20 protein-coding genes and 1 tRNA gene are annotated in these 26,942 nt (G+C 71.2%); 7 read left to right on the forward strand and 14 right to left on the reverse strand.

What is annotated here, in order from left to right; genetic code table 11:
- Window positions 1–10: 10 nt before the first annotated feature.
- Window positions 11–1,819 carry a bifunctional metallophosphatase/5'-nucleotidase gene (locus ACIPSE_RS18855; protein ID WP_401663945.1) on the reverse strand — a complete coding sequence of 603 codons (1,809 nt, stop codon included), beginning with the start codon at window positions 1,817–1,819 and terminating at the stop codon, window positions 11–13.
- 162 nt (window positions 1,820–1,981) lie between these two features.
- On the opposite strand from ACIPSE_RS18855, the gene ACIPSE_RS18860 reads away from it, so the two are divergent.
- Both ACIPSE_RS18860 and pyk read left to right on the forward strand, forming a co-directional pair.
- A complete protein-coding gene (locus tag ACIPSE_RS18860; protein ID WP_401663948.1) occupies window positions 1,982–2,689 on the forward strand; it encodes an SIMPL domain-containing protein in 708 nt (235 codons plus the stop codon).
- Between the two features lie 133 nt (window positions 2,690–2,822).
- Window positions 2,823–4,262, forward strand: coding sequence for a pyruvate kinase (pyk, locus tag ACIPSE_RS18865; RefSeq protein WP_401663950.1), 1,440 nt, complete (start codon window positions 2,823–2,825; stop codon window positions 4,260–4,262).
- 89 nt (window positions 4,263–4,351) lie between these two features.
- Here pyk and ACIPSE_RS18870 read toward each other — a convergent pair.
- Window positions 4,352–4,424, reverse strand: a tRNA-Leu gene (locus ACIPSE_RS18870).
- A 101-nt stretch (window positions 4,425–4,525) separates the two neighbouring features.
- Between ACIPSE_RS18870 and ACIPSE_RS18875 the strand changes: the two genes are divergently transcribed.
- A complete protein-coding gene (locus ACIPSE_RS18875) occupies window positions 4,526–5,182 on the forward strand; it encodes an ANTAR domain-containing response regulator (RefSeq protein ID WP_401663952.1) in 657 nt (218 codons plus the stop codon).
- A gap of 84 nt (window positions 5,183–5,266) precedes the next feature.
- Here ACIPSE_RS18875 and ACIPSE_RS18880 read toward each other — a convergent pair whose 3' ends face one another.
- The 9 genes from ACIPSE_RS18880 to ACIPSE_RS18920 form a co-directional block, all read right to left on the reverse strand.
- Window positions 5,267–5,983 (reverse strand): ABC transporter ATP-binding protein, encoded by a 717-nt coding sequence (locus tag ACIPSE_RS18880; protein WP_401663955.1) that lies wholly within the window; start codon window positions 5,981–5,983, stop codon window positions 5,267–5,269.
- The gene (locus ACIPSE_RS18885; protein ID WP_401663957.1) at window positions 5,980–6,870 is read right to left on the reverse strand and encodes an ABC transporter ATP-binding protein; all 891 of its coding nucleotides are present in this window, start codon (window positions 6,868–6,870) and stop codon (window positions 5,980–5,982) included. Before ACIPSE_RS18885 ends, ACIPSE_RS18880 begins: the two co-directional genes overlap by 4 nt.
- Window positions 6,871–6,875: 5 nt before the next feature.
- Window positions 6,876–8,702 carry a branched-chain amino acid ABC transporter permease gene (locus ACIPSE_RS18890; protein WP_401663960.1) on the reverse strand — a complete coding sequence of 609 codons (1,827 nt, stop codon included), beginning with the start codon at window positions 8,700–8,702 and terminating at the stop codon, window positions 6,876–6,878.
- Between the two features lie 5 nt (window positions 8,703–8,707).
- A complete protein-coding gene (locus tag ACIPSE_RS18895; protein ID WP_401663962.1) occupies window positions 8,708–9,640 on the reverse strand; it encodes a branched-chain amino acid ABC transporter permease in 933 nt (310 codons plus the stop codon).
- A 114-nt stretch (window positions 9,641–9,754) separates the two neighbouring features.
- The gene (locus ACIPSE_RS18900; protein WP_401663965.1) at window positions 9,755–10,984 is read right to left on the reverse strand and encodes a branched-chain amino acid ABC transporter substrate-binding protein; all 1,230 of its coding nucleotides are present in this window, start codon (window positions 10,982–10,984) and stop codon (window positions 9,755–9,757) included.
- Between the two features lie 287 nt (window positions 10,985–11,271).
- Window positions 11,272–11,880 carry a Tat pathway signal sequence domain protein gene (locus ACIPSE_RS18905; RefSeq protein WP_401663968.1) on the reverse strand — a complete coding sequence of 203 codons (609 nt, stop codon included), beginning with the start codon at window positions 11,878–11,880 and terminating at the stop codon, window positions 11,272–11,274.
- Window positions 11,877–12,287, reverse strand: a complete 411-nt coding sequence (locus tag ACIPSE_RS18910) for a hypothetical protein (protein WP_401663970.1) — start codon at window positions 12,285–12,287, stop codon at window positions 11,877–11,879. Before ACIPSE_RS18910 ends, ACIPSE_RS18905 begins: the two co-directional genes overlap by 4 nt.
- Before the next feature lie 40 nt (window positions 12,288–12,327).
- Complete coding sequence (locus ACIPSE_RS18915) at window positions 12,328–12,816, reverse strand: PaaI family thioesterase (protein WP_401663972.1); 489 nt, start codon at window positions 12,814–12,816, stop codon at window positions 12,328–12,330.
- A gap of 58 nt (window positions 12,817–12,874) precedes the next feature.
- On the reverse strand, window positions 12,875–15,154 hold the full coding sequence (locus ACIPSE_RS18920) for an FdhF/YdeP family oxidoreductase (RefSeq protein WP_401663975.1): 2,280 nt from the start codon (window positions 15,152–15,154) through the stop codon (window positions 12,875–12,877).
- A 283-nt stretch (window positions 15,155–15,437) separates the two neighbouring features.
- Between ACIPSE_RS18920 and polA the strand changes: the two genes are divergently transcribed.
- Window positions 15,438–18,164: a DNA polymerase I gene (gene polA, locus ACIPSE_RS18925; RefSeq protein WP_401663978.1), complete on the forward strand. Its 2,727-nt coding sequence runs from the start codon at window positions 15,438–15,440 to the stop codon at window positions 18,162–18,164.
- A gap of 913 nt (window positions 18,165–19,077) precedes the next feature.
- Here polA and ACIPSE_RS18930 read toward each other — a convergent pair.
- Window positions 19,078–19,932, reverse strand: coding sequence for a DUF4184 family protein (locus ACIPSE_RS18930; RefSeq protein WP_401663980.1), 855 nt, complete (start codon window positions 19,930–19,932; stop codon window positions 19,078–19,080).
- A 315-nt stretch (window positions 19,933–20,247) separates the two neighbouring features.
- On the opposite strand from ACIPSE_RS18930, the gene ACIPSE_RS18935 reads away from it, so the two are divergent.
- The 3 genes from ACIPSE_RS18935 (at window position 20,248) to ACIPSE_RS18945 (ending at window position 23,274) form a co-directional block, all read left to right on the forward strand.
- Window positions 20,248–21,957 carry a lytic transglycosylase domain-containing protein gene (locus tag ACIPSE_RS18935; RefSeq protein ID WP_401663982.1) on the forward strand — a complete coding sequence of 570 codons (1,710 nt, stop codon included), beginning with the start codon at window positions 20,248–20,250 and terminating at the stop codon, window positions 21,955–21,957.
- A gap of 167 nt (window positions 21,958–22,124) precedes the next feature.
- The gene (locus ACIPSE_RS18940) at window positions 22,125–22,259 is read left to right on the forward strand and encodes an SPW_0924 family protein (RefSeq protein WP_401663984.1); all 135 of its coding nucleotides are present in this window, start codon (window positions 22,125–22,127) and stop codon (window positions 22,257–22,259) included.
- A gap of 22 nt (window positions 22,260–22,281) precedes the next feature.
- Window positions 22,282–23,274 carry a DUF3068 domain-containing protein gene (locus tag ACIPSE_RS18945; RefSeq protein ID WP_401663986.1) on the forward strand — a complete coding sequence of 331 codons (993 nt, stop codon included), beginning with the start codon at window positions 22,282–22,284 and terminating at the stop codon, window positions 23,272–23,274.
- Here ACIPSE_RS18945 and hrpB read toward each other — a convergent pair.
- A complete protein-coding gene (hrpB, locus tag ACIPSE_RS18950) occupies window positions 23,264–25,852 on the reverse strand; it encodes an ATP-dependent helicase HrpB (protein ID WP_401663988.1) in 2,589 nt (862 codons plus the stop codon). The genes ACIPSE_RS18945 and hrpB overlap by 11 nt on opposite strands.
- Window positions 25,853–25,856: 4 nt before the next feature.
- Complete coding sequence (locus ACIPSE_RS18955) at window positions 25,857–26,669, reverse strand: class I SAM-dependent methyltransferase (protein WP_401664454.1); 813 nt, start codon at window positions 26,667–26,669, stop codon at window positions 25,857–25,859.
- Between the last annotated feature and the right edge of the window lie 273 nt (window positions 26,670–26,942).

Raw genomic sequence — 26,942 nt, forward strand, 5'->3', positions numbered from 1 at the left:
CTCCGAGCTTCTAGAAGACCGGCGTGCCCTCGCGGGTGAGCTTCCAGTCCACCGACGCGAAGTCGGCCGGGTCCAGCACGCCCTTGGCGGTGACCCACTCCGCGATCCGGGTGCGGATCTCGGTCGACTCCGACCAGATCTCCGTGGCCGAGGCGACGTGCGGGAACGCGCCGCCGCCGTTGGCGCGGTAGTTGTTCACCGCGAACACGAACTGCTCGGCGTCGTCCAGCGCCGCACCGTTGTAGGTGAGGTTCTTGATCCGCGCGCCGGCGGCCTGCGCGATGTCGATGTCGTACGAAAGACCCGACACGTAGTCGTAGTTGTAGTCCGGACGGCTGTTGGCGTTCGTCAGCTTCTCCACGTCCACCGCCGCGCCGGCCGCCGTCTGCACGAAGTACTCCGCCGAGTACTCCAGGTACGCCTTGACCTGAGCGCCCGTCAGCAGCTTGGCCACGAGGGTGTTGTCGTAGACGTACAGGCTCGACAGGTCCCGGATGGTGACGTCGCCCGCCGGGATCTCCGAGGTGCGCGAGAACGGCGACGCCTGCGCGATGACCGGCAGGGAGGCGTACTCCGTGCCCGCCAGCGCCGCCTTGACGACGTCCTCCTGGACCTTGGTGATCAGGTCGATGATGGGTGCGTCCTTGTACCGCGCCTCGACCGTCGTCAGGGTCTCGGTCGCCGTGCCGACGACCTGGTTGACGTACTCCACGACGACGTCGTGGTCGTCCTTCAGCAGCTTGGTGATCTTCGGGTCGTCGGCGACCGTCTTCGAGTCGAGCAGCGACGCCGCGACCGACTCGACCTTCCAGCAGCCCTTCTCCAGGACCAGCTCGATGTCGAAGAGGGACAGCCGCTCGGCGTAGCACAGCGGCTCCGACAGCACGACGGTCTTTCCCGTGGCCGTGTTGGTGACCTTCAGCTCCGGGATCTCCACGTGCGCGTGGCCCACGAGGATCGCGTCGATGCCGGGCACCTGCTGCGCCACCAGCGCCGCCGAGTTCTCGACGTACGGCAGCTGGTCACCGTAGGAGGAGGTGCCCGAGGAGCCCGAGTGCGCCGACACGATGACGACGTCCGCGCCCATCGACCGCAGCTTGGGCACCCACTTCGCCGCCTGCTCCTCCAGACCCGGGAACGTCAGCTTGCCCTCGACGTAGGCCTTGTCCCAGATCGCGATGCCCGGGTTCGTCAGACCGAGCACGGCCACCTTCACCGGCGGACCGGCGGCGGGGCGGAACGTCTTCATGAAGTAGGGCGGGAACGCGGGCTTCTGCGTCTTCGCGTCCAGCGCGTTGGCGCCGAGCAGCGGGAAGCGGCACTGCTCCTCGAACTTGCGCAGCGTCTCGATGCCGTAGTTGAACTCGTGGTTGCCGAGCGCCACCGCGTCGTACCCGATGGCGTTCATCGCCGCCGCCATCGGGTGCACCGGACCACCCTTCGCGGTGATCGGGTCGACCTTCGCGTAGTAGTACGTCAGCGGGGTGCCCTGGATCGTGTCGCCCGCGTCCAGCAGCATCGTGTTGTGCCGGCCGCGCTCCTGTCGCACCTGGTTCACCAGCGTCGAGATCCGCGCCAGGCCCTGCGCGTTGCCCTTGGTGTCGGTGTACTCGGCGTTCTTGAAGTAGTCCCAGTTGAAGACGTGCCCGTGCAGGTCGGTCGTGCCCATGACGGTCAGGGAGTAGCGCTTCACCGGCTTGCCCTTGGGACCCTTGTTCCCGGCGGCCTGGGCCGCAGGAGCACCCACGGCGCCCGCCAGCGCGACACCCGCTCCGGTCACGGCCGACTTCTCCAGGAACTTCCTGCGGTTCAACGGCATCTCTCGAACTCCTCGCGATACGTCAACGACGCGCGTAGATAACGCGCGTAGATTCTGACCCGCGCATGACGGACGGCAATAGACCCAAGAGGTTTCGATCCGGTGACCAAAGCGGTGAACCGGCCGACCCGTAACCCGTCAAGAAGTGACAGAGTGGGTCGTATGACTTCAGCGGAAACGGGCGGCACCGGACCCTTCGTCCCCTACGGCACCCCCGACGCGCCCCGTGTCGCCGTCCGGGGCGAGGCGCGGCTCGAAGTCGACCCGGAGATCGCCCGGATCGGCGTCACCGTCCTCGCCCGCGGCAAGGACCGCGCCGCCGCCCTCGACGACCTCACCCGCCGCAACGCCGCCGTCCTCGACCTCGTCAAGAGCTACGGGGACGCCGTCGAACGCCTGGAGACCGGCGCCTTCGCCGTCACCCCCGAGCTCCGCGAGAAGGGGCGCGGCGAACGCGTCCACGCCTACCACGGCCAGGTCCATGTCACCGCGGAACTGAGCGACTTCACCGCGCTGGGTGAACTCGCCACCCGCCTCGCCGACCTCGACCTCACCCGGGTCGACGGCCCCTGGTGGGCGCTGCGCCCCGGCTCCCCGGTCCACGCCGAGGCCCGCCGCCAGGCGGTCCGCGAGGCCGTGCAGCGCGCCCGGGAGTACGCCGAGGCCCTCGGCACCACGCTCGCCGCGCTCGTCGAACTCGCCGACATCGGTGCCGAGGAGGCCCGCCCCTACGCCCCGGCCGCCCGGATGCGCGCCGCCTCCTTCGCCGCCGAGGACGCCGGACCCGCGCCGCTGGACCTGGAGCCCCAGCGCCAGCAGGTGCACGCACAGGTGAACGCCCGCTTCACCATGCGACCGCCGACGCTGTGAACCGCACGCCGGAATGCTCATCGGAGCATCCGCCCGCACACTTCAACCCTTGTCAACAACCCTTCACCCAAAGGTTGTTGGTGGGCCACACGGCGCGAATTCTCTACCGGCCGGTAAGCCGTAGGGTCGTGTTATGCGCCGAGCGAAGATCGTCTGCACCCTGGGCCCCGCCACCGACTCCTACGACCGGATCAAAGCCCTGGTCGAAGCCGGAATGGACGTCGCCCGCTTCAACCTCAGCCACGGCACGCACGCCGAGCACGAGGAGCGCTACCAGCGCGTCCGCAAGGCCTCCGAGGAGACGGGCCGCAGCGTCGGCGTCCTCGCCGACCTTCAGGGCCCGAAGATCCGCCTCGGCCACTTCACCGAAGGTCCCGTACTCCTTGAACGCGGCGACACCTTCACCATCACGGTGGAGGAGGGCGCCGAGGGGGACCGCCACTCCTGCGGAACCACCTACGCCGGACTCGCCGCCGACGTCACCGCCGGTGAACGCGTCCTCGTCGACGACGGCAAGGTCTGCCTGGAGGTCACCGGGGTCGACGGACCCCGCGTCCGCACCACCGTCGTCGAGGGCGGCGTCGTCTCCGACCACAAGGGCCTCAACCTCCCCGGCGTCGCCGTCTCCGTCCCCGCCCTCTCCGACAAGGACGAGGCCGACCTGCGCTGGGCGCTGCGCACCGGCTTCGACGTCGTCGCCCTGTCCTTCGTCAGGTCCGGGCGGGACATCGACGACGTCCACCGCATCATGGACGAGGAGGGGCACGGCCGCCTTCCCGTCATCGCCAAGGTCGAGAAGCCGCAGGCGGTCGAGGCCATCGAGGACATCGTGGCCGCGTTCGACGGCATCATGGTCGCGCGCGGTGACCTGGGCGTCGAGATGCCGCTCGAACAAGTTCCGATCGTCCAGAAGCGCGCGATCAAACTGGCGAAGCGCAACGCCAAACCCGTCATCGTCGCCACGCAGATGCTCGATTCGATGATCGAGAACTCCCGCCCCACCCGGGCCGAGGCCTCCGACGTCGCCAACGCCGTCATCGACGGCACGGACGCGGTGATGCTCTCCGGTGAGACGAGCGTCGGCAAGTACCCCGTCGAGACCGTCACCACGATGGCGAAGATCGTCGAGGCGGCCGAGGAGGACATCCTCGCCAAGGGCCTTCCGCCGCTGACCGAACGGAACAAGCCCCGCACACAGGGCGGTGCCGTCGCCCGTGCCGCCGCCGAGATGGGCGACTTCCTCGGCGCGAAGTTCCTCGTGGCCTTCACCCAGTCCGGCGACACCGTGCGGCGGCTGTCCCGCTACCGGTCGCCGATCCCGCTGCTCGCCTTCACCCCCGAGCCGGCCACCCGGTCGCAGCTCAACCTGACGTGGGGCGTCGAGACGATCCTCGGCCCGCACGTCGACTCCACCGACGCGATGGTCGACCAGGTCGACGAACTGCTGCTGGAGCACGGGCGCTGCGCGAAGGGCGACATCGTCGTCATCACGGCCGGTTCCCCGCCCGGTGTCGCCGGGGCGACGAACCTGGTGCGCGTGCACCACATCGGTGAGGACGACAGTCCGAAGTAGCGGCTCGGCGCGGGGCGCGGCTGTCGTCGGGGCCCGGGATCCACCCGGACAGCCGCTTCCAGAATGGAAACTTGGAATCGAAGGAAAAGTACCCCGGGTCGGATTCGAACCGACGCTGGATGGTGTTTGAGACCATTGCCTCTACCGCTGGGCTACCGGGGCGCCCTGTAAAACAAAGGTAGGCGGTCACCCGCCGTGCCCCTACCTTATCGCAGCTCTGTAGGCTCTTGTCAGCAGCACCCCGCCCTGATCAAGGAGCCCCCGTGACCGCCCCCGAGTCGCCCCAGCCCGTAGACGCGCCCGACGACGACAAGTCGCACGTGCCTCCGCTGACGACCCGTGTCGTCATCGCCGAGGACGAGGCGCTGATCCGCCTCGACCTCAAAGAGATGCTGGAGGAGGAGGGCTACACCGTCGTCGGGGAGGCGGGTGACGGCGAGCAGGCCATCGAGCTGGCCCGTGAGCACCAGCCGGACCTGGTGATCCTCGACGTGAAGATGCCGAAGATGGACGGCATCTCGGCCGCCGAGAAGATCGCCGAGGAGCGCATCGCGCCGGTCCTGATGCTGACCGCGTTCTCGCAGCGCGACCTCGTCGAGCGGGCCCGGGACGCGGGCGCGATGGCCTACCTCGTGAAGCCGTTCAGCAAGAGCGACGTCGTGCCGGCGATCGAGATGGCCGTCTCGCGGTTCACGGAGCTGAAGGAGCTGGAGAAGGAGGTCGCCGACCTCACGCTCCGGCTGGAGACGCGCAAGCTCGTCGACCGCGCCAAGTCGATCCTCCAGACGGAGTACGGCCTCACCGAGCCGGCCGCGTTCCGCTGGATCCAGAAGACGTCGATGGACCGCCGCATGTCGATGCAGCAGGTCGCGGAGGCCGTCATCCAGGACGCCGACGAGAAGAAGGCGGCCAAGGGCTGACCCCGGGCCACCCCCGCACGCGCGAGGCCCGCGTCCCCTTCCGGGGGCGCGGGCCTCGTCGTCGGTACGGACGAGCGGGCGGTCTCAGTCCTCGCCGAGGTACGCCTTGCGCACCGACTCGTCGTGCAGCAGGTCCTGGCCGCTGCCCGACAGGACGATGCTGCCGACCTCCATCACATGGCCGTGGTCGGCCAGCGACAGCGCCGCCTGGGCGTTCTGCTCGACGAGCAGGATCGTCGTGCCCTGGGACTTCAGCTCGGCGATCGTCGCCATGATCTTCTGCATCATGATCGGCGACAGACCCATGGACGGCTCGTCCAGCATCAGCAGCTTCGGCTGGGACATGAGCGCGCGGCCCATCGCCAGCATCTGCTGCTCACCGCCGGACAGGGTGCCCGCGGCCTGCTTGCGCCGCTCTCCCAGGATCGGGAAGAGGTCGTACGCGCGCTGGATGTCGCTCTCGATGCCCTGCCGGTCGTTGCGCAGGAAGGCGCCGAGGCGCAGGTTGTCCTCGATCGTCATGCGGGGGAAGATGTGCCGGCCCTCGGGGGAGTGGGCCAGCCCCAGCGCGACGATGTCGTGGGCGGGGACCTTCTTGAGCGACTTGCCGTCGAACTTGATCTGGCCGCCGACCGGCTTGAGCAGCCCCGACAGGGTGCGCAGGGTGGTGGTCTTGCCGGCGCCGTTGGTGCCGATCAGGGTGACGACCTCGCCGGCCTCGACCTTGAACGAGATGCCCTTGACGGCCTCGATCTTGCCGTAGGCGACCCGGAGGTCCTCGACTTCGAGCAGAGCGGTCATCGGTCGGTCTCCTTGCCGGGCGCGGCGTCCTTGGTGGTCTCGGCCTGGGCCTCGGCCGCCTCGACCTCCGCGGCCTCGGCGTCGCCCGGGGCGTTCTCGAAGGGCTCGCCGAGGTAGGCGGCGACCACGCGCTCGTCGCCCTGGACGGTGGCGCTGTCGCCCTCGACGAGCTTCTCGCCCTGGACGAGCACGGCGACGCGGTCGCAGAGGTTGAAGATGAAGCGCATGTCGTGCTCGATGACGAGGACGGCGATGCCCTGGTCGCGGATGGCGAAGACGAGTTCCTCGGTCGTCCGCGTCTCCTGCGGGTTCATGCCGGCCGTGGGCTCGTCGAGCAGGAGCAGACCGGGCTCGCTCGCCAGCGCGCGGGCGATCTCCAGCTTGCGCTGCTCGCCGTAGGGCAGGTTGCGGGCCAGGTGGTCGGCCTTGTTCGCGAGGCCGACGAACTCCAGGAGCTCCATGCCGCGTTCCCGGGAGGCCTTCTCCGCGCGGTGGAAGCCGGGGCCGCGCAGAAGGGCGCTCCACAGGCCCTCCTTGGTGCGGGTGTGACGGCCCACCAGCACGTTCTCCAGGACCGTCATGTTCGCGAACAGACGGATGTTCTGGAAGGTGCGGGCGATGCCGGCGGCGGTCACCTTGAAGGACTTGGGCGGCAGGACGGTGCCCTTGTAGCGGACCTCTCCCTCGGTGGGGATGTAGAGGCCGGTGAGGCAGTTGAAGAAGGTCGTCTTGCCGGCGCCGTTGGGGCCGATGAGACCGACGATCTCGCCGCTGTTGACCTGGAGGTCGACATTGCGCACGGCGGTGAGACCGCCGAAGCGCATGGTCACGCCGCGGGCGTCGAGGACGGTCGTCCCGGTGGCGGCGGTGGTGGTGTCCGTGGTCATGGTGGTCAGGCCCCTGCCTTCGTCAGGACGGTGGGCGCTTCCGCGTCTTCGTGGAACTCCAGCTGGCGCCGCCGGTTGGGGATCAGACCCTCCGGGCGGAAACGCATCAGCAGGATGAGCGCGAGGCCGAAGGCGAAGAGCTGGTAGTCGCCGAGGAACTGGAGCTTGTTGGGGATGAGGAACAGCAGCGACGCGCCGATCAGGGGTCCGCTGATGGTGCCCATGCCGCCGAGGACGACCGCGGCGAGCAGGAAGGCGGAGTTGGGCGGGATCACCCCGGCGAAGAGGTACTGCTCGGGGGTCACCGTGTAGGTGACGTGGGCCTGGACGGTGCCCGCGAGGCCGGCGAGGGAGGCGCCGAGCGCGAAGGCGATCAGCTTGACCCGGAAGCCGTTGATGCCCATGGCGAGCGCGGCGGTCTCGTCCTCGCGGATGGCGACCCAGGCGCGGCCGATGCGGGAGTCGCCGCTGCGGCGGAAGACCAGCACCACGACGGCCGTGATGAGCAGCATCAGGAAGAAGTAGTTGGCGAACCGGCCGATGGTGAACCCGGCGATGCTGTGTTCGAGGCCGAAGTCGAACCCGAGGATGTTGAGGTTCGGGATCGAGGAGATGCCGTTGGAGCCGTTGGTGAGGTCGGGCCCGGAGGTGCCGTCGAGGTTGTTGACGGTGATCCGGAAGATCTCACCGAAGCCGAGGGTCACGATGGCGAGGTAGTCGCCGCGCAGCCGCAGCGTCGGGGCGCCGATGAGGACACCGAAGACGAGGGAGGCGGCGGCGCCGACGAGGACGGCGGCCCAGAACGGGAACTTGACGTCGAACGGCGAGCTGGGCGAGCCGGAGACCAGGGCGGCGGCGTAGGCGCCGACACCGAGGAAGGCGACGTAGCCGAGGTCGAGGAGACCGGCGAGGCCGACGACGATGTTCAGACCGAGGGCGACGGTGGCGAAGATCAGGATGTAGACGCCGATGGTCGCGTACTGGTCGTCGGTCTGGGTGAAGGGGAACATCGCGGCGGCGACGAAGGCACCGCAGATGGTGATGTTCTGGTGCCGGGCGGTGATCTGCGAGGCCTGGGCGACGAGACCGGCCTTGTTGAGCGCCGCGAAGCCGAAGCCGGCGGTGATCAGGAAGCCGATGAACTGCTCGTCGTACTCGGTGCCGATGCCGTAGGTGAAGACGGTCAGGCCGACGGCGAGCACGGCGACGATGACCAGGATCTCGGCGTACGAGGGCAGCGTGCCGAGGCGGCGCGGGGTGCCGGCGGCGAAGGCGGCCTTGAGCGTCTGCCACTTCTGGCCGCTCTCGTGCCGGAAGAGCTCCCAGCCGGTGTCGTCGGGGTCGACGGGGTCGGGCTCGGGCCGCTCGAAGGGCAGGGCGAGAGCGCCGAGGAAGGCGGCCAGGCTCGCGACGGCGACGATGTAGCCGCCCGGTTCGAGGTTGACGACACCGCCGAGGTCGACGGTGATGGCGAGGACCGTGTACCAGCTGGTCGCGAAGACGGCCAGGGTGGCGAACCGGATGGCCGCGTCGGGACCGGCGGGGGTCAGCCAGGCCAGGCCCCTGACCCCGTAGGAGGAGAGGCAGAACAGGGTGGCGATGACGCCGCCGACCAGCACGAGGACCTGGAGGCCGCCCGGGTAGCCGTAGACGGTGAGGTCGCCGGGGAAGGCGGAGGTCCAGGTCCACGCGAGGAACGTGGAGACGATCGTCAGGACGCTGCCGCCGAGGGCGAGCGCGCGGCCGGTGGCGGCCGGGATGCCGATGAGGCCGCGGGGGGCGCCGGTCTTGCCGGCCGGGGCGTCGGTGGTGTCGGTGGTCTGTGTGGTCATCGGTGTCACGCCCTGTCCGCGACGCGTTCGCCGAGCAGACCCTGGGGCCTGAGCAGCAGCACGAGAATGAGGAGTACGAAGGCCCAGACGTCGGCCCAGGACTGGCTGCCGAACTTGTCCATGCCGGGGATGTCGGCGATGTAGGCGGTGGCCAGGGTCTCGGCCACACCGAGGACGACGCCGCCGATCATGGCGCCGTAGATGTTGCCGATGCCGCCGAGGACGGCCGCGGTGAAGGCCTTCAGACCGAGGATGAAGCCCATACGGAAGTCGATCTGGCCGTACTTGAGGCCGTAGGCGACACCGCCGACGGCGGCGAAGATCGCGCCGAGGGCGAAGGCGACCACGATGATCCGGTCGGTGTTGACGCCCATGAGCTTGGCGGTGTCCGGGTCCTGCGCGGTGGCCTGCATACCGCGGCCGGTGCGGGTCTTCATGACGAAGTAGGCCAGGACGCCCATGCTGATGGGGGCGGCGACCAGCAGGAAGATGTCACCGGTCTGGATGGTGACATTGCCGATCTCGAAGGGTCCGCCGGGGATCTGCGGGAAGGTCCGGGCGGACTTCGCCTCGGGGTACCAGGCCCACACGGCCTGCTGGAGCGCCAGGGAGAGACCGATGGCGGTGATGAGCGGCGCGAGGCGTGGCGCGCTGCGGAGGGGTCGGTAAGCGAATCGTTCCGCTCCGACGGCGAAGGTGGTCGACACCAGGGCGGCGCCGATGAGCATCAGCGGCAGCGCGACCCACATGGAGGTGCCGTCGGGCAGCACGTACACGTAGATCGTCAGAGCGCCGAACGCTCCGGTCATGAAGATCTCGCCGTGGGCGAAGTTGATGAGCTGGACGATGCCATAGACCATCGTGTAGCCGATGGCGACGAGCCCGTACATGGATCCCAGTAGCAGGCCGTTGACCAGCTGCTGCGGCAGTTCGTTCACCGCATGTCCTCCGAGGCGTTTCGGATGTTTCGACGGATGGGGCCGGATGTGGATCCGCGCGGGGCGCCAGTGGAACAGCGCCCCGCGCGGCTCAGGATGATGCGGGAGTGAGGATCAGCCGGTGTAGGTGCCGGACTTGACCGCCTTCCAGGTCCCGTTCTCGACGGCGTACACGGTGAGCTGCTTGTTGGTGGCGTCGCCGTACTCGTCGAAGGAGACCTTGCCGGTCACACCGTCGAAGGAGACGTTCTGCATGGCCTCGGTGACCTTGGCGCGGGCGTCGCTGGGAAGCTTGCCGTCGTTGTCCTCGACGACCTTCTTCACGGCCTCGATGATCGCCCAGGCGGAGTCGTAGGAGTAGCCGCCGTACGCCTCGTAGGCCTCCTTGTAGCCCGCGGTCTTGTAGTTGGCCACGAACTCCTTGGCGGAGGCGAGCTCCTCCACGGGCGCGCCGACCGAGGTGGCGAGGTCACCGGTGCCGCCGTCGCCGGCCAGCTTGATGAAGTCGGCGCTGTAGATGCCGTCACCGCCGACCAGCGGGACCTTGGCGCCCGCGGCCTTGATCTGCTTGCTCAGCGGACCGGCCTGCGGGTACTCGCCGCCGTAGTAGACGACGTCCGCGCCGGAGGCCTTCACCTTGGTGGCGACCGCGGAGAAGTCCTTGGTGTCCGGGTTGATGTGCTCGGTGCCGGCGATGGTGCCGCCGAGCTTCTTGAACTCCTCGGTGAAGGTGGCGGCCAGACCGGCGCCGTAGGTCTTCTTGTCGTCGATGACGAAGACCTTCTTCTTCTTGGCGTCGTTGTACACGTACTGCGCGGCGAACGGGCCCTGGATGGCGTCCGTGGTCGCGGTGCGGAAGTACGACTTGTACGTGCGCGCCTTCTCGGTCTGCCAGTTGGTGCCCTGGGTCAGCGCCGGGTTGGTGTTGGCCGGGGAGACCTCGACCAGCTTCGCGTCGTCGAAGACCTTCTGCATGGACTCGGCGACCGACGAGTTCAGCGGGCCGACCACGCCGAGGACGTTCTTGTCGGCGACCAGCTGGGTGGCGTTCTGCTGGCCCGAGGACGGCTGCGCCTGGTCGTCGAGGGCCTTGACCTCGAAGGTCACGCCGTCGACGAGCTTCTGCTTGTTGGCGGTCTTCGCGGCGAGGTCGACGGAGTTCTTGATGCCGAGACCCAGCGCGGACAGGTCACCCGTCAGCGGGGCGTCGACGCCGATGACGACCTTGGTGCCGCCGCTGCCGGAGTCCGAGCCGCTGTCATCGTCGCGCGAGCCGCAGGCGGTGAGGGTGAGTGCTCCCGCCGCCAGCGCGGCGGTGACGGTGATGAGCGAACGTTGACGCACGATTCGTCCTTTCACTGGCGCGGCGCTCCCCCATAGAAGTCGCCGAGTCGATGCGCTGGCGCGAAGTGGTATTCGGTGGCGCGGTGACTGGGCGTGACTCTAAGCGTGTGCGGGGATCGCGGAGGAGGGTCTGACTCAGGCTGTGACTCTCTTGTTATGACACGTCGTAATGCAGAGCGGTACTGACTGGGTGGAACAGCGGAATTCAGGCCGATTCGCCCGGTCCGCATTGTGAGAACCCGCAGGATCCGCCCAGGGTTGTTCAGGCGTCTCGGGGGTTTTGGTAATTACTCCAAACCGTTGCTGCAGGCTACCTGTAGGGCCTCTGACAGGTGTTGCGCATACCGCTGTCCGAGGATGTAGCTGTGGACTTCTATTGCGCGCGTATTACGTAGAGTTACGTCCAGGAAAGGGAGTCCGGCGTTCCATGGCACTTTCCGGCATTGCGTGACGTGCATGGTCACGACGATCTTGCGGGTGGTGCCGGGATTCGTGCGGAAAGGGGCTTTGGGGGACGAGGTGACCGACATCCCCGCGTACGGCTGGGAAATACGCTCCACGGTCACGGGCGGCCCGGCCAGCACCCGCAGCTCCAGCGAGAAGCTGAAGCCGCGCGCCTCGTCGCCCGCCGGGCCGGGCTCGCCACTGAGGTAGTGCAGGTCGGTGACCTGCGACGGGTACGGCGGCGGGGGAGGCGCGGGCGGCTCGGGCCGGGTCGCGTAGAGGTAGCCGCCGCCGGCGAGGACGGTCACGGCGGTCACGGTGGCGAGCGCGGCGCGGCGGTGGCGGCCGTAGAACGTCCCCAGGCGTCCACGGGGCGGACGCGGGACGTCGGGTTCCAGGAGATCCCAGGTGTGCGTGCCCTCGCCGGGTTCGACCGGTCCGACGCCGCTCACTGCCAGGGCCCGTCGCCGGGACCGCCGTCGCGGTACCACTCCACGCAGCCCCGGCGGGCCCGGCGGTCGATCAACTCGTCCGCGGCGGCGGGACCTTCACGTTTCCTCGCGGCCCGCGCGGCGTCCACGACACCGATGAGGATCTCGTACTGGCCGTTCGACAGGCCCATCGACTGGTAGTCGCCGTAGGTGTCCGTGTCGAGCACCTCGCGCGACCAGTGGGCCACGAGACGGGCGCAGAGGTCCTCGGGAGGTGCGGGGCGGCCGGAAGCCGGTGTCGGAACCGGTGTCGGTGTCGGTGCCGATGCGGTTCGGGAGGCGGATCCTCCGCATCCGGTGACCGTCAGCAGCGCCAGCCCCAGTGCCGCCCCGACCCCGAGCGCCGCGCGGGCGCCTCCCGTTCGCATGTCCCGACGCTAGGCCCTCGGGGCCCGGCCCGGCCAGAGGTCAGCGGTCCACGCCGACCGGGGCCCCGTCGCCGGGACGGACGTCACGCAGCAGACACGTCAGCCGCGCGGTGCACACCCGGCGGCCCTCCTCGTCACTGATCACGATCTCGTACGTCGCCGTCGACCTGCCCCGGTGCACGGGCGTGGCCACGCCGGTGACCAGACCGGAGCGGGCGCCCCGGTGATGCGTGCAGTTGAGGTCGACCCCCACGGCGATCTTGGAGCTGCCGCCGTGCAGCATCGCCCCGACCGAGCCGAGGGTCTCCGCCAGCACCGCGGAGGCACCGCCGTGCAGCAGCCCGTACGGCTGGGTGTTGCCCTCCACCGGCATCGTCCCGACGACCCGCTCGGCCGAGGCCTCCACGATCTGGACACCCATCCGCGTGCCGAGATGCCCCGCCGAGAACAGGGCGGGCAGATCCACGCCGAGAGCGGCGTACTCGTCGATGACCTCTTGCGGGAACGTCACTTGCTGCTGCTCGCCCATCGGGCCCGGCTCCGTTCGTCGGGATCGCTCACTGGAACACATCCGACTGAGCAAACGCTCAGTCGGTCGCCGATTGTTCCAGACGGACGACGACGGACTTGCTGGCCGGGGTGTTGCTGGTGTCGGCGGTGGAGTCCAGCGGGACCAGGACGTTGGTCTCGGGGTAGTAGGCCGCCGCACAGCCGCGCGCCGTCGGGTAGTGCACCACCCGGAAGCCGGGCGCGCGCCGCTCGACGCCGTCCCGCCACTCGCTCACCAGGTCGACGTACGACCCGTCGGCGAGCCCCAGCCGCGCCGCGTCCCCGGGGTTGACCAGGACGACCCGGCGGCCGTTCCTGATGCCCCGGTAACGGTCGTCGAGGCCGTAGATCGTGGTGTTGTACTGGTCGTGCGAGCGCAGCGTCTGGAGCAGCAGACGGCCCTCGGGAAGCTCCGGGAACTCCACCGGCGCGGCGGTGAAGTTGGCCTTGCCGGTGGCCGTCGGGAAGCGGCGCTCGTCGCGCGGGGCGTGCGGCAGGGCGAAGCCGCCGGGGTGCTCCACGCGCGCGTTGAAGTCCTCGAAGCCCGGTATCACGCGGGCTATGCGGTCCCGGATCGTGGCGTAGTCCTTCTCGAACTCCTCCCACGGGGTGCGGGACCCCTCGCCGAGCACCCGGCGGGCCAGCCGCGCCACGATCGCCGGCTCGGACAGCAGCTGCGTGCTCGCGGGCTCCAGCCGGCCCCGGGAGGCGTGCACCATGCCCATGGAGTCCTCGACGGTCACGAACTGCTCGCCGCCGCCCTGGAGATCGCGCTCGGTGCGGCCCAGCGTCGGCAGGATCAGGGCCCGCGCGCCGGTCACCGCGTGCGAGCGGTTCAGCTTCGTCGACACGTGCACGGTCAGCCGCGCGCGCCGCATGGCCGCCTCGGTGACCTCCGTGTCGGGGGAGGCGGACACGAAGTTGCCGCCCATCGCGAAGAACACCTTCGCCCTGCCGTCGCGCAGCGCGCGGATCGCGTGCACCACGTCGTAGCCGTGCTCGCGCGGGGGAGCGAAGCCGAACTCCTTCTCCAGCGCGTCCAGGAACGCCGGCGCGGGCCGCTCGAAGATGCCCATCGTGCGGTCGCCCTGCACGTTGGAGTGGCCGCGCACCGGGCACACGCCCGCGCCCGTCCGGCCTATGTTGCCGCGCAGCAGAAGGAAGTTGACCACTTCGCGGATGGTCGGCACGGAGTGCTTGTGCTGGGTCAGACCCATCGCCCAGCACACGATGGTGCGCTCCGAGGCGAGCACCAGGCGCAGGGCCTCCTCGATCTCCGCGCGCGTGAGGCCGGTCGCGGCGAGCGTCTCGTCCCAGTCGGCGGCGCGGGCCGCGGTCGCGAACTCCTCGAAGCCGTGGGTGTGTTCGTCGACGAACGCCTGGTCGACGGCGCCCTCGGTCTCCAGGATCAGCTTGTTGAGGAGACGGAACAGGGCCTGGTCGCCGCCGATGCGGATCTGGAGGAACAGATCGGTGAGCGCGGCGCCCGTGGTGAGGCCCTTGGGGGTCTGCGGGTTCTTGAACCGCTCCAGGCCCGCCTCCGGCAGCGGGTTGACGCTGATGACCTTCGCGCCGTTCGCCTTGGCCTTCTCCAGCGCGGAGAGCATCCGCGGATGGTTCGTGCCGGGGTTCTGGCCGGCGACGACGATCAGGTCGGCCCGGTAGAGGTCCTCCAGCAGCACGCTGCCCTTGCCGATGCCGATGGTCTCCGTCAGGGCCGAACCCGAGGACTCGTGGCACATGTTGGAGCAGTCCGGCAGGTTGTTCGTGCCGAGCTCGCGCGCGAACAGCTGGTAGAGGAACGCGGCCTCGTTGCTGGTGCGGCCCGAGGTGTAGAAGAGGGCCTCGTCGGGGGAGTCCAGGGCCTGGAGCTCCTCGGCGACGATGTCGAAGGCCCGCTCCCAGGACACCGGTTCGTACCGGTCGCCGCCCTCGGGCAGATACACGGGATGCGTGAGCCGCCCCTGCTGCCCCAGCCAGTAGCCGCTGCGGTGGGCGAGGTCGGCGACCGGGTGCGCGGCGAAGAACTCGGGCGTCACCCGGCGCAGGGTGGCCTCCTCGGCGACCGCCTTCGCGCCGTTCTCGCAGAACTCGAAGGTGTGCCGGTGCTCCGGCTCCGGCCAGGCGCAGCCCGGGCAGTCGAAGCCGTCCTTCTGGTTGACCCGCAGCAGTGTCAGCGTCGTGCGCTTCACGCCCATCTGCTGCTGGGACATCCGCAGGCTGTGCCCGACCGCGGGGAGCCCGGCGGCCACGTGCTTCGGCGCGGCGACCTCCGGGGCGTCCTGGACGGGATCGCTCTGAGGCGGCTTGGTGGCCATCGCGCACTCTCCTTCGCGTACACGTGCGAGCTGTACCTCCGATCCTCGCACGCGTGACCGACGGCGCGGTGGGGCAGGGGCGGTGGAAGGGGTGGCGGCAGGGCGGCGGAAGGGGTGGCCGCGAGGGGTGCGCGGCCCGCGGCCGGGCCGCTTCCACCGTGCCGCCGGTGCCGCCTTCACCGTGCCGCCGGGGCCGCTCGCACTGTGCCGCCGGTGCCGCTTCTTCCGTGCCGCCGGTGCCGGGCGGGCCTGACTGTCAGTGGGGCGTGGCAGGATCGGGGGCGTGGCAGAGACAGCATCGAAGAAGACCGACAAGACCCCCGGCGGCGACCGTCCGCGCCTGATGCTCATGGACGGGCACTCACTGGCGTACCGCGCGTTCTTCGCGCTGCCCGCGGAGAACTTCACCACCGCGACGGGCCAGCCGACGAACGCGATCTACGGCTTCGCCTCGATGCTGGCCAACACGCTGCGCGACGAGGCGCCCACGCACTTCGCGGTGGCGTTCGACGTGTCCCGCAAGACCTGGCGCTCGGAGGAGTTCACCGAGTACAAGGCGAACCGCTCCAAGACCCCGGACGAGTTCAAGGGCCAGGTCGAGCTGATCGGCGAGGTCCTCGACACCATGCACGTCTCCCGCTTCGCGGTGGACGGCTTCGAGGCCGACGACGTCATCGCCACCCTCGCCACCCAGGCCGAGGCCGAGGGCTTCGAGGTGCTGATCGTCACGGGCGACCGCGACTCCTTCCAGCTCGTCACCGAGCACACCACCGTGCTCTACCCCACCAAGGGCGTCTCCGAGCTGACCCGGTTCACCCCGGAGAAGGTGTTCGAGAAGTACGGGCTGACCCCCGCCCAGTACCCCGACTTCGCGGCCCTGCGCGGCGACCCGTCGGACAACCTGCCGGGCATCCCCGGAGTCGGCGAGAAGACCGCCGCGAAGTGGATCAACCAGTTCGGTTCGTTCGCGGAGCTGGTCGAGCGGGTCGACGAGGTCAAGGGCAAGGCCGGGCAGAACCTCCGCGACCACCTGGAGGCCGTCAAGCTGAACCGGCGCCTGACCGAGATGGTCCGCACCGTCGAACTGCCCAGGACGGTCACCGAACTGGAGCGCGCGCCCTACGACCGCAAGGCCCTCGCGGTCGTCCTGGACACCCTGGAGATCCGCAACCCCTCCCTGCGCGAGCGGCTCCTCGCCGTCGACCCGGGCGCCGAGGAGGCCGAGGAGGCCCCGGTCGTCGCCGAGGGCGTCGCACTGGACGGCAAGGTCCTCGCCACCGGCGAGCTGGCGGACTGGCTGACCGGGCACGCGGGCGAGCCCCTCGGCGTCGCCACCGTCGCCACCTGGGCGCTCGGCACCGGCTCGGTCGCCGAGATCGCCCTCGCCACGGGCGACGGGCCCGCCGCCTGGTTCGACCCGTCCCAGCTCGACGAGGCCGACGAGACCGCGTTCGCGGCGTGGCTGGCCGACGCGGACCGGCCCAAGACCTTCCACAACGCCAAGGGCGCGATGCGGGTCTTCGCCGAGCACGGCTGGAGCATCGAGGGCGTCGTCATGGACACCGCGCTCGCCGCCTACCTGGTCAAGCCCGGCCGCCGCTCCTTCGACCTGGACGCCCTGTCCCTGGAGTACCTGGGCCGGGAGCTGGCGCCCGCCGCCGCGGCCGACGGGCAGCTCGCCTTCGGCGCGGACGAGGGTGCCGAGGCCGAGGCACTGATGGTGCAGGCCCGCGCGATCCTCGACCTCGGCGAGGCGTTCGGCGGCCGTCTGGAGGAGGTGGGCGCGGCCGACCTCCTGCGGGACATGGAGCTGCCGACCTCCGCGCTCCTGGCCCGGCTGGAGCGGCACGGCATCGCCGCCGACCGGGCGCATCTGGAGGCCATGGAGCAGATGTTCGCCGGCGCCGTCCAGCAGGCCGTCAAGGAGGCCCACGCCGCCGCCGGGCACGAGTTCAACCTCGGTTCGCCCAAGCAGCTCCAGGAAGTCCTCTTCGGTGAACTGGGCCTGCCCAGGACGAAGAAGACGAAGACCGGCTACACCACGGACGCCGACGCGCTCGCCTGGCTCGCGGCCCAGACGGACAACGAGCTGCCGGTCATCATGCTGCGCCACCGCGAGCAGGCGAAGCTCCGCGTCACCGTCGAGGGCCTGATCAAGACGGTCGCGGCGGACGGCCGTATCCACACCACCTTCAACCAGACGGTGGCCGCGACGGGCCGGCTGTCGTCCACGGACCCGAACCTCCAGAACATCCCGGTCCGCACCGACGAGGGCCGGGCCATCCGGCGCGGCTTCGTCGTCGGCGAGGGCTTCGAGTCCCTGATGACGGCCGACTACAGCCAGATCGAACTGCGCGTGATGGCCCACCTCTCCGAGGACGAGGGCCTCATCGAGGCGTTCACCTCCGGCGAGGACCTCCACAACACGGTCGCCGCACAGGTCTTCTCCGTCGACCGCACCGCCGTCGACGCGGAGATGCGCCGCAAGATCAAGGCGATGTCGTACGGCCTGGCCTACGGTCTGTCCGCCTTCGGCCTCTCCGGGCAGCTGAACATCGAACCGGCTGAGGCGCGCGGGCTCATGGACACCTACTTCGAGCGCTTCGGCGGCGTCCAGGACTACCTCCGCCGGGTCGTCGACGAGGCCAGGGCCACCGGCTACACGGCGACCCTCTTCGGCCGCCGCCGCTACCTCCCCGACCTCAACAGCGACAACCGCCAGCGCCGAGAGGCCGCCGAGCGCATGGCCCTCAACGCGCCCATCCAGGGCACGGCCGCCGACATCGTCAAGATCGCCATGCTGAACGTCGACAAGGCTCTGAGGGCGGCCGGGCTCACCTCCCGGATGCTCCTCCAGGTCCACGACGAAATCGTCCTGGAGATCGCCCCCGGCGAACGCCCCCGGGTCGAGGAACTCGTCCGCCGCGAAATGGCCGACGCGGTCCAGCTCCGCGCCCCGCTGGACGTCTCGATCGGCGTGGGCCCGGACTGGGAATCGGCGGCGCACTAGCCCTCGGGTGGCGAGTGGGTCGGGCCCCTTGTCCGGGTGCGGCTCGCTGTGCGGGGCGGCATCGGGCTCGCACCGGGCGTGGGCGGCGGGGCGGGGGGCCGGGCACGGCTCCACGAGCGCCGGGCCGCGAGACGCCTCCGGCGGCGAGCGGCGACGAGATGACCGTGGTGCGGCGCGGACGGGTTCCCCGCCGCACCGACCGCCGGCCGACGTGACCCCGGGCCCCGCCCCGCAGGTGGCGCCGGGCGCCCTGCGAGCCGGTCCCGGCCGGCGGTCGGACAGCGCTGGTGCGGCGCGGCTCCGTCCCGGGGGTGCCTCTGGGTAGTCCCTGCTGGCTTGCTGCGCCCCCGAGGGCACTCACGAGCACCGCTCCCCTAAAGCGGATGTCGCAGCCTCCACCCCACCCCCATGCGCCCCCGCCCAACCTCGGCCGAGCGCCCGCCCCGCCGGAGGCCCACCGCTCGTCCCCGTTCGCCCCCGGTGGGGCCGGTCGAGCACCCGTCCGCCTCCACCCGAGGCCCCCCGGCTCATCCCCGCTCGCCCCCGGAGGGACCGTCACTCACCTGGCCCCCGTAACCACCGCCCCACTCGCCGCCCCCGGCTTCCGCCCGTAAGGATGCGGGCATGGGTATACGCACGCTCCACCGGCATCACGCCCCGGCGCAGGCGGGCACCGATGCGGAACCGGCGCCACGGCCCCCGGCGGTCCCGCCCCACGCGGCGGATGCCAGTACCGCACGCGTCCCGGCCGACCTCAGGGCGTCGCTGCGCAGGCCCCGGCGGGCGGAGGTGGAGGCCAGGGTGAGGCTGTGGGCGGACCAGGCCCGCGGTTATCTGGCGCTGCTCCTCACCGTGCTGCAGAGGCCGCGTCCCACGCGGACCGTCACCGTCTTCACGGCGACGCTCGCCCCCGTCACCGGGCCGAACCGCTCCGTTCCCGACCGGCCTCGGCCGGATCGCAGGACGCCGGAACCGGGCGCCACACCCTGACGGCGACGGCGTACAGCAGCCCGCTGACGACGAGTCCCGCGCCGCCGCCGAAGCAGAGCGAGGGGATCAGCTCCCACGGCTTGGCGGTGGCCTTCCAGTAGGTCCACCAGCGTGCGGCCCGCTGCACCGCGCAGACCACCGCGCAGCCGACGATCAGCGTCCCGGCCACCCACCGGTCCCGTACCGAGAGCACCGGCACACCCGCCGCTCCGTCCCGCGCGGGCGTGCGCCGCAGCGCGTGCGCCACGAACACGGCGATGACGACCGCGGCGACCGCCGAACTGCCGTACTGGAGGTACCAGTACAGCGGTGAGCCCGCGATGGTGTGGCCGAGGACCGGGAACAGCCGCATCCCCCACCGGTCGTGGTGCGTGAACGCGTCCCAGACCACGTGCGTCAGCGCGCCGAGCACCGCCGACGCGTACCACCGCAGCACCAGCGGGGGTGTCACCCGCGCGCGGGGCGTCCCGCAGCCCAGCAGCGTCCCCAGCCGCCCCCGCCACTTCGCCGGTGCCAACGCCACCAGCGGCTCCCGCACCACGAGCCACAGCCACACCAGAGTCCAGGCGACGAGCGCGTCTACGGTGAAGGCGCCCGTGAAGGAGTGCGTGAACTCCCCGAACTCCATCGCCCCGTCGAGCACGCTCGCCGCGAAGTACGTCATGTCGGGCGCGAAGGAACCCGCCACGAGAACGGCGGGAATCAGCCGACCTCGGCCGGTCCCGTCGGCGCGCACGGCGGGCAGGACGGCGGCGGCGTGGCTCAGCGTGAACGGCAAGAGGGCTCCCGGAGGGCGGCGACGGGGACCGGAACAGTATGAAGGGACACGGATTTCGCCAAGACGTCCCGGGTGGGCAACCAGGACATGGCCAACCGGTGAAAACCGGGCACGAACAGGTGCCCGTGCAAACGAAGTTGCCGTAGGGTCACCTGAGTCCCCGTGCCGGGGAGTACGGGTCGAACACGAGACCGGTGAAGTGCGCGGCATCGAAAGCTGCCGCGAGGGCAACCCGCGGGGCGGGTCGATCGTCAGTAGATGACGACACGCACGTCGGAGAACGGCGCTCGGGCGCCGACGGGAGGGGTTCACGCTATGGCGGCGCACATCGGCAGGAGGCTGCGCAAGGGGGCGGTGGCCACCACCGTCGCCGCGGCGGCCGTCGCGGCACTCTCGGCGTCCCAGGCGCCCGGTGTGACGGTCGACGCCGACGGCAGATCCACCACCACCGGCGCCCAGCCCGCCCCCGACGCGGCCGACGACAACGGCGCGACCGGCGACTCCCCGTACTACATGGACCTGCCGCCGCTCGACAGCCCCAGCCCCTCGCCGACCACCGGCGTCATCGGGGACCCGGTGTCCAGCGAGGCCGGCATACCCGCGACCGTCCTGGACGCCTACAAGAAGGCCGAGGCGGCGCTCCAGGAGGCCAAGCCCGGCTGCAACCTGCCCTGGCAGCTCCTCGCCGCGATCGGCAAGGTCGAGTCCGGCCAGGCCCGCGGCGGACGCGTCACCGCCGACGGCACCACGACCTCCCCGATCCTCGGCCCGCAGCTCGACGGCAACGGCTTCGCCCTCATCAAGGACACGGACAACGGCGTCTACGACGGCAACAGCACGTACGACGCCGCGGTCGGCCCGATGCAGTTCATCCCCTCCACCTGGGAGTGGGCCGGCCGTGACGGGAACGGCGACGGCAAGAAGGACCCCAACAACGTCTACGACGCCGCGCTCGCCGCGGGCCACTACCTGTGCCGCTTCGGCTGGGACCTGTCCGTCCCGGCCGACCTGAAGAGCGCGATCCTCAGCTACAACAACTCGCAGGACTACCTGACCACGGTCCTGTCGTGGCTGGAGTACTACCGCAAGGGCACCCACGAGATCCCGGACGGCACCGGCACCCTCCCGGGCAACCGCAGCGACGACACCGTCGACGTGAGCCCCACACCCACGCCCACCACGCCGTCGACGCCCGCCACCCCCACCACGCCCTCGGAGACGCCGACCACCCCGGCCACCCCCACCACCCCGACCTCGCCCACGCCCACCCCCACCGACACGGTGGACCACCTGGAGGACGCGGGCACCGCCAAGCTCACCGCGACGGCGGGCGACGCGTTCACCAAGCGGATCAGCACACGCGCGGAGACCTCGCAGGGCGTGGCGGTCGGCAAGGTCCGCGTCCGCTTCACGATCGTCGGCGACTCGGACGCCACCTTCAGCGGAGGCGAGAGCGTCGCCACGGTGCTCACCGACAGCACGGGCGTCGCGGTCGCGCCGGTCCTGTACGCCGGTGAGACGACGGGCGACTTCACGATCCGCACCACCGTCGTCGGCCGCACGGTCACCGGCCTCGACTACACGGCCACCGTCACCGAGCGCGTCGCCAGTGCCCTCGCCCGCACCACCTCCACCGCGCTGACCTGCGAGACGGGCGGCGAGTTCGCCGAGCAGGTCGAGGTGAAGGCGACGTACCAGGGCGAGGTCGCGGACAACGTCGCGGTCTCCGCCACGCTGATCACCTCACTGCTCGACACCACCCCGAACGACACGGGCCCCTACTTCAAGGACGCCGACGGCAACGCCGTACGCGACCTGACGGGTCTGAAGACGGACGAGAACGGTCTGCTGAAGCTCCCGAAGCTGTACGCGGACGACACCGCCGGCTCCTACCTGCTCCGCATCGAGACGGCGGGCGGCGCCACGCTCACCCTCACGCTGACGGTCACCGAGCCCGCCGGGACGGCCACGCCGGAGCCGTCGGCGAGCGAGTCGGCCACGCCTTCCGCGAGCCCCAGCGCCTGACCCGCACCCGCTCCCGTACCCGGTCCCGCTCCCGCACGACGACGGCGGCGCCCCCTCTTCTTCGAGGGGGCGCCGCCGTTGTGTGCGCGACGTGTTCTCATCTCACCCGCCCGTTGCTACGGTGCCGGACCTGACGATGCATCAGTTCCGCTCGGTGGGAGGCCGTCATGCGTGCCCTGATCGCCGCCGCGATCGGCCTGGCCGTCGCGCTCGCCCTGGTGTTCACGATCACCGCGATGGGCTCGCCGGCCGGTGAGACCTCCCCGAAACCGCTGCTGACGACGGTGCCGTCACACCCGTGACCGCCCCGGGAGGGAGGCCGAGATGCGCCGCAAGGCCAGCCTGATCCTGCTCGCCCTCGCCGTGTTCTGCACGGCCCTGTCCCCACTGCTGCGCTGGTACGCCTTCCCGCGCCTGGCCAAGGTCCCGGCGAACCAGTACCAGGACATGGTCCTGGAGGCGAAGGACGCCACCCTCCTGAACTACACGACGCTCCAGGCCGAGAAGGTCCCCGAGATCACCATCGTGCAGACCCTCAAGGGCAACGTCGAAGCCTCCGAGAAGATCGAGAAGACCGCGGGCAAGGACGTCGTCGTCTGGGACAGCCTCTCCTACGCCGTCGGCCCCGACGGCCAGATGGTCGCCCACATCCCCGAGCGCTACATCTTCGACGCCCACACCCAGGACCCCGTCCACGCCACCGGCGAGATGGTCGACGGCGACCCCGTCAAACGCGAGGGCATCGAGTTCAAGTGGCCCTTCCTGACGGAGAAACGGGACTACGAGTACTTCGACGCGCAGACCCGCACCAGCAGCCCCATCCACTACGAGGGGACCCAGAACTTCCGCGGCCTGGAGGTCTACTACTTCGAGCAGACCATCCCCTGGACCCAGGTGAGGTTCCCCAAGTCGATGCCCGTCGAGGGCATCACGCCCGAGCAGGTCGCGAAGACCGGCACCACCCGCTGGTACACCACGGTCCGCAAGTTCTGGGTCGAGCCCACCACCGGCGCCCCCGTCTACGGCGAGGAGATCCACAAGGAGGAACTGCGCGGCGGCACCCTCCTCGGCGGCCGGGAGAAGGTCACCGCCTTCGCCGGACACGTGAAGATGCGCGAGGACTACATCGAGTACACCGTCGACCTCGTCAAGTCCAACCGCACCCTCGTCCTGCTGATGACCTCCTACCTCCCCTGGGGCTTCCTCGGCCTCGGGATCCTGCTGCTCGCCCTGTCCCTGTGGCTGGAGTACCGCGCCCGGCGCCCCGCCGATCCGCTGCCCGCCGACGTCGGCGACCCCGAGCCGGTCACCGCCTGAGCCGCGCGTTGGTGAACCGCGTCGGCTCGGCGTCCGCCGGGTCCTCGGGCCACGGATGCTTCGGATAGCGGCCCCGCAGCTCGGCCCGCACACCCTTGTAGCCGTCCCTCCAGAATGACGCGAGATCGGCGGTGACGGCGGCGGGCCGGCCCGCGGGGGACAGCAGATGCACCAGCAGCGGCACCCCGGCCACCGACGGCGACGCGTGCAGCCCGAACATCTCCTGCAACTTCACCGCGAGCACCGGCTGTCCGGGATCGCCGTAGTCGACCCGGATCCTGGACCCGCTCGGTACGGCGATCCGCTCGGGGGCCAGCTCGTCGAGCCGGCCCGCCTCACCGGAGGCCCACGGCAGCAGCCGGTTCAGCCCGGCACCCGCGTCGATCCGCGCGAGATCCGCCCGCCGCCGCGCCCGGCCCAGCTCCGGTTCCAGCCATTCGTCCACGCGCGCGTGCAGCGCCTCGTCGGACACGTCCGGCCACGGGTCACCCAGGTGCAGTCGCAGGAACGCCAGCCGCTGCCGCAGCACCCCCGCCTCCGCCGACCACCGCAGCAGCCCGAGCCCGTCCGTACGCAGCCCGTCGAGCAGCGCCCCGCGCACCAGGGCCGCGTCCGGGTCCCTGAGGGCCCGCACCGTCAGCTCGATCGCCCCCAGCCGCTCCACCCGCCGCGCCACCACGTCCCCGTCGGCCCAGCGGACCTCCTGGCCGCGCGAGTACAAGGACGCCGCCGCCGACCGGGCCATGTCCTCGTCCACCACCGCGGCGAGCTGCACGCGCGCGTGCCCCTTGCCCACCGGACGGTCCGCCGCGGCCACGGCGATCCACGGCGCGCCCCGAAGTCGGCTCCCCTCCGGCAGCTCGGCCCGGGTCCCGGACGCCATGAGGCAGGAGCCGCCGTCCGCGCGGGCGAGCCGCTCGGGGAAGGCCAGCGCGGCCACCAGACCGGCGATCCGCTCGTCCGAGGACGCGGGGGAAGGGGAGGAGGGGGAAGAGGGGGAGGAGGAGTGGGACGGGCGTACGGTCCGCTCCTGGGCCGGTGCTTCGGTCCGCTCCTCGTCCCGCCCTCCGGTCCGGTCCCGGTCCCGGTCCGCGACGACCGCCCGCAGGCGCCGCACCTCGGCCCGCCAGCGCCCCGCGTACGCGTCACCCCCGCGCCGCGCGGTGCGCAGCGCCGCCGCCAGGTCGTCGCCGTACTCCCGGGGCACCTCCTCTGAGAGCAGCGCCACCACCTCGGCACCCTCCCCGCCGGTGTCCAGCAGGGCCCGGCCCAGCCGGGGATGCAGCCCCAGCCGGGCGAGCCGCGCGCCCCGGCCGGTGGCCCGGCCCGCCGGGTCCACGGCGCCGATGGCCGTCAGGACCGACCGGGCCGCCGCCATCGCCCCCGCGGGCGGCGCGTCCAGCAGCGCCAGCCCCGAGGCGTCCGGATCGCCCCAGCAGGCCGCCTGGAGGGCGAACGCCGTCAGGTCGGCCAGCTTGATCTCCGGCGCCGGGAAGCGCGGCAGGCGCCCGTCCTCCGCCTCCGTCCAGCAGCGGTACACCACACCCGGCGCCTCCCGCCCGGCCCGGCCCGCCCGCTGCCGTCCCGCCGCCTGCGAGGCCCGCACCGTCGCCAGCGCGCTCAACCCGCGCGCGTGGTCGACGCGCGGCTCCCGGGCGAGGCCCGAGTCGACGACCACACGCACGCCCGGGACCGTCAGCGAGGACTCCGCCACGGACGTCGTCAGCACCACCCGCCGGCGCTCGCCCGGCGCCAGCACCGCGTCCTGCACGGCGGCCGGCGCCCGCCCGTGCACCTGGAGCACCTCCACGTCACCGAGCCCGCCGAGCTGCCCCGCGACCCGCGCGATCTCGCCCACGCCCGGCAGGAAGCACAGCACGTCCCCGGTCCGCTCGGCCAGCGCCCGCCGCACCACCGACGCCACATGGGACAGCAGCGCCGGGTCCACCCGCATCCCGTGCGGCGGGCGCACCGGACGCGCAGGCGGTGCCCACACCGTCTCCACCGGGTACGACACCCCCTCCGCCTCGACGACCGGCGCACCGCCCAGCAGCCGCGCCCACCCCGCGGAGTCGGTCGTCGCCGACGCGGCCACCAGCCGCAGCTCCGGGCGCAGCGTCTGCCGCACGTCCCACAGGAAGGCCGCCGTGGTGTCGGCGTCCAGATGGCGCTCGTGGCACTCGTCGAGGACGACGGCGTCGACCCCGGACAGCTCCTGGTCCCGCTGGAGCCGTTGCAGCAGCACACCCGTCGTCACGACCTCCACGCGCGTGTGCGGCCCGACGACCCGCTCCCCGCGCACGGTGTACCCGACGCTCTGCCCGACTTTCTCGCCCAGCAGCCACGCCATCCGGCGCGCGGCGGCCCGGGCCGCGATCCGCCGGGGCTCCGCCACGACCACGCGGCGCGCGGGAGCGCCGGTGTCGAGCAGCCCGGCGAGCGCGAGCGGCACGAGCGTCGTCTTGCCGGTGCCGGGCGGCGCCACCAGCACGGCGGTGCCGTGCGCCTCCAGGGCGCCGGTCAGCCCCGGCAGGGCGCCGCGTACGGGAAGGGCGTCCAGGGCGTCACGGCGTATCACGCGGTCAGTCCCGCTCGCACACGAAGATCGCCGTTCCCGGGATCAGGTTGCCGCGCAGGGGGGACCAGCCGCCCCACTCCGCCGTGTTCCAGGCCGGCCACTCCGGCTCGACCAGGTCGACCAGGCGGAACCCGCCCGCGACCACGTCCCGGACCCGGTCGCCGATCGTGCGGTGGTGCTCGACGTACACCGCCTGACCGTCCTCGCCCTGCTCGACGTACGGCGTGCGGTCGAAGTAGGAGGCGGAGACCGAGAGTCCCTCGGGGCCCGGCTCGTCGGGGAAGGCCCAGCGGACCGGGTGCGTCACGGAGAAGACGAACCGGCCGCCCGGCCGCAGCACCCGGCGCACCTCGCGCAGCACCAGCACCGGATCGGCGACGAAGGGCAGCGCCCCGTACGCCGAGCACGCGAGGTCGAAGGAGCCGTCCGCGAAGGGCAGCGCGCCGGCGTCGGCGCAGACCAGCGGGAACGCGCCGCCGATCCGCAGGGCGTGCTGGAGCTGGCGGTGGGAGATGTCCAGGGCGACCGGGCGGGCCCCCTGGGCGGTCAGCCAGCGGGAGCACTGGGCGGCCCCGGCGCCGATCTCCAGCACCTGCCTGCCCTTGAGGTCCTCCGGCGGGCCGAGCAGTTCGGCCTCCACCTCGTCGAGCCCCTCGGGGCCCCAGACGAAGCGGTCGTCCCCGAGGAACGTGCCGTGCTCGACCTGGTACTCGTCCGCGTTCCGGTCCCACCAGCCCCGGTTGGCCCGGGAGCTTTCGGACACGTCCGCCGCGCGGCGGGTGGCTTCCGGCTCGAACGCCTCGCGCTCTTGGATGATCGGCTCCCTCGTCGTACTCTTCCCTCCAACCCGACCCCACGGGTGTCACGGAAGAGGTTTCCCCGGGCCTGCGCGGCCTGGTGAGACAGTTCTTGTGCCGGGTATGCGGCGATCCGCCCCGGGTGTGCGCCTTCGCGCATTGACCCTGCCCGGCTGCCCCCGTATGCTACAAGTTGCGCTGCGGGCCTGCGCACCTCAGACGTAGCAGGCTGCGCTCGCATCTGTTGTATGTCCCCTCGGTTGTCGAGGCGCATCACCCTTTGTCGGTGGGGC

This window comes from Streptomyces sp. NPDC090106 (assembly GCF_044747265.1).
In the GTDB taxonomy this organism is placed as follows: Bacteria; Actinomycetota; Actinomycetes; order Streptomycetales; family Streptomycetaceae; genus Streptomyces.

What these genes read in the sequence shown, in the direction of transcription:
- ACIPSE_RS18880 (WP_401663955.1), bottom strand. Translation starts at nt 5,983, where the DNA reads ATGACCGCTCTGCTCGAAGTCGAGGACCTCCGGGTCGCCTACGGCAAG.
- ACIPSE_RS18890 (WP_401663960.1), bottom strand. Translation starts at nt 8,702, where the DNA reads ATGACCACACAGACCACCGACACCACCGACGCCCCGGCCGGCAAGACC.
- ACIPSE_RS18860 (WP_401663948.1), top strand. Translation starts at nt 1,982, where the DNA reads ATGACTTCAGCGGAAACGGGCGGCACCGGACCCTTCGTCCCCTACGGC.
- ACIPSE_RS18935 (WP_401663982.1), top strand. Translation starts at nt 20,248, where the DNA reads ATGGCGGCGCACATCGGCAGGAGGCTGCGCAAGGGGGCGGTGGCCACC.
- ACIPSE_RS18920 (WP_401663975.1), bottom strand. Translation starts at nt 15,154, where the DNA reads ATGGCCACCAAGCCGCCTCAGAGCGATCCCGTCCAGGACGCCCCGGAG.
- ACIPSE_RS18945 (WP_401663986.1), top strand. Translation starts at nt 22,282, where the DNA reads ATGCGCCGCAAGGCCAGCCTGATCCTGCTCGCCCTCGCCGTGTTCTGC.
- ACIPSE_RS18885 (WP_401663957.1), bottom strand. Translation starts at nt 6,870, where the DNA reads ATGACCACGGACACCACCACCGCCGCCACCGGGACGACCGTCCTCGAC.
- ACIPSE_RS18940 (WP_401663984.1), top strand. Translation starts at nt 22,125, where the DNA reads ATGCGTGCCCTGATCGCCGCCGCGATCGGCCTGGCCGTCGCGCTCGCC.
- ACIPSE_RS18855 (WP_401663945.1), bottom strand. Translation starts at nt 1,819, where the DNA reads ATGCCGTTGAACCGCAGGAAGTTCCTGGAGAAGTCGGCCGTGACCGGA.
- ACIPSE_RS18910 (WP_401663970.1), bottom strand. Translation starts at nt 12,287, where the DNA reads ATGCGAACGGGAGGCGCCCGCGCGGCGCTCGGGGTCGGGGCGGCACTG.
- pyk (WP_401663950.1), top strand. Translation starts at nt 2,823, where the DNA reads ATGCGCCGAGCGAAGATCGTCTGCACCCTGGGCCCCGCCACCGACTCC.
- ACIPSE_RS18915 (WP_401663972.1), bottom strand. Translation starts at nt 12,816, where the DNA reads ATGGGCGAGCAGCAGCAAGTGACGTTCCCGCAAGAGGTCATCGACGAG.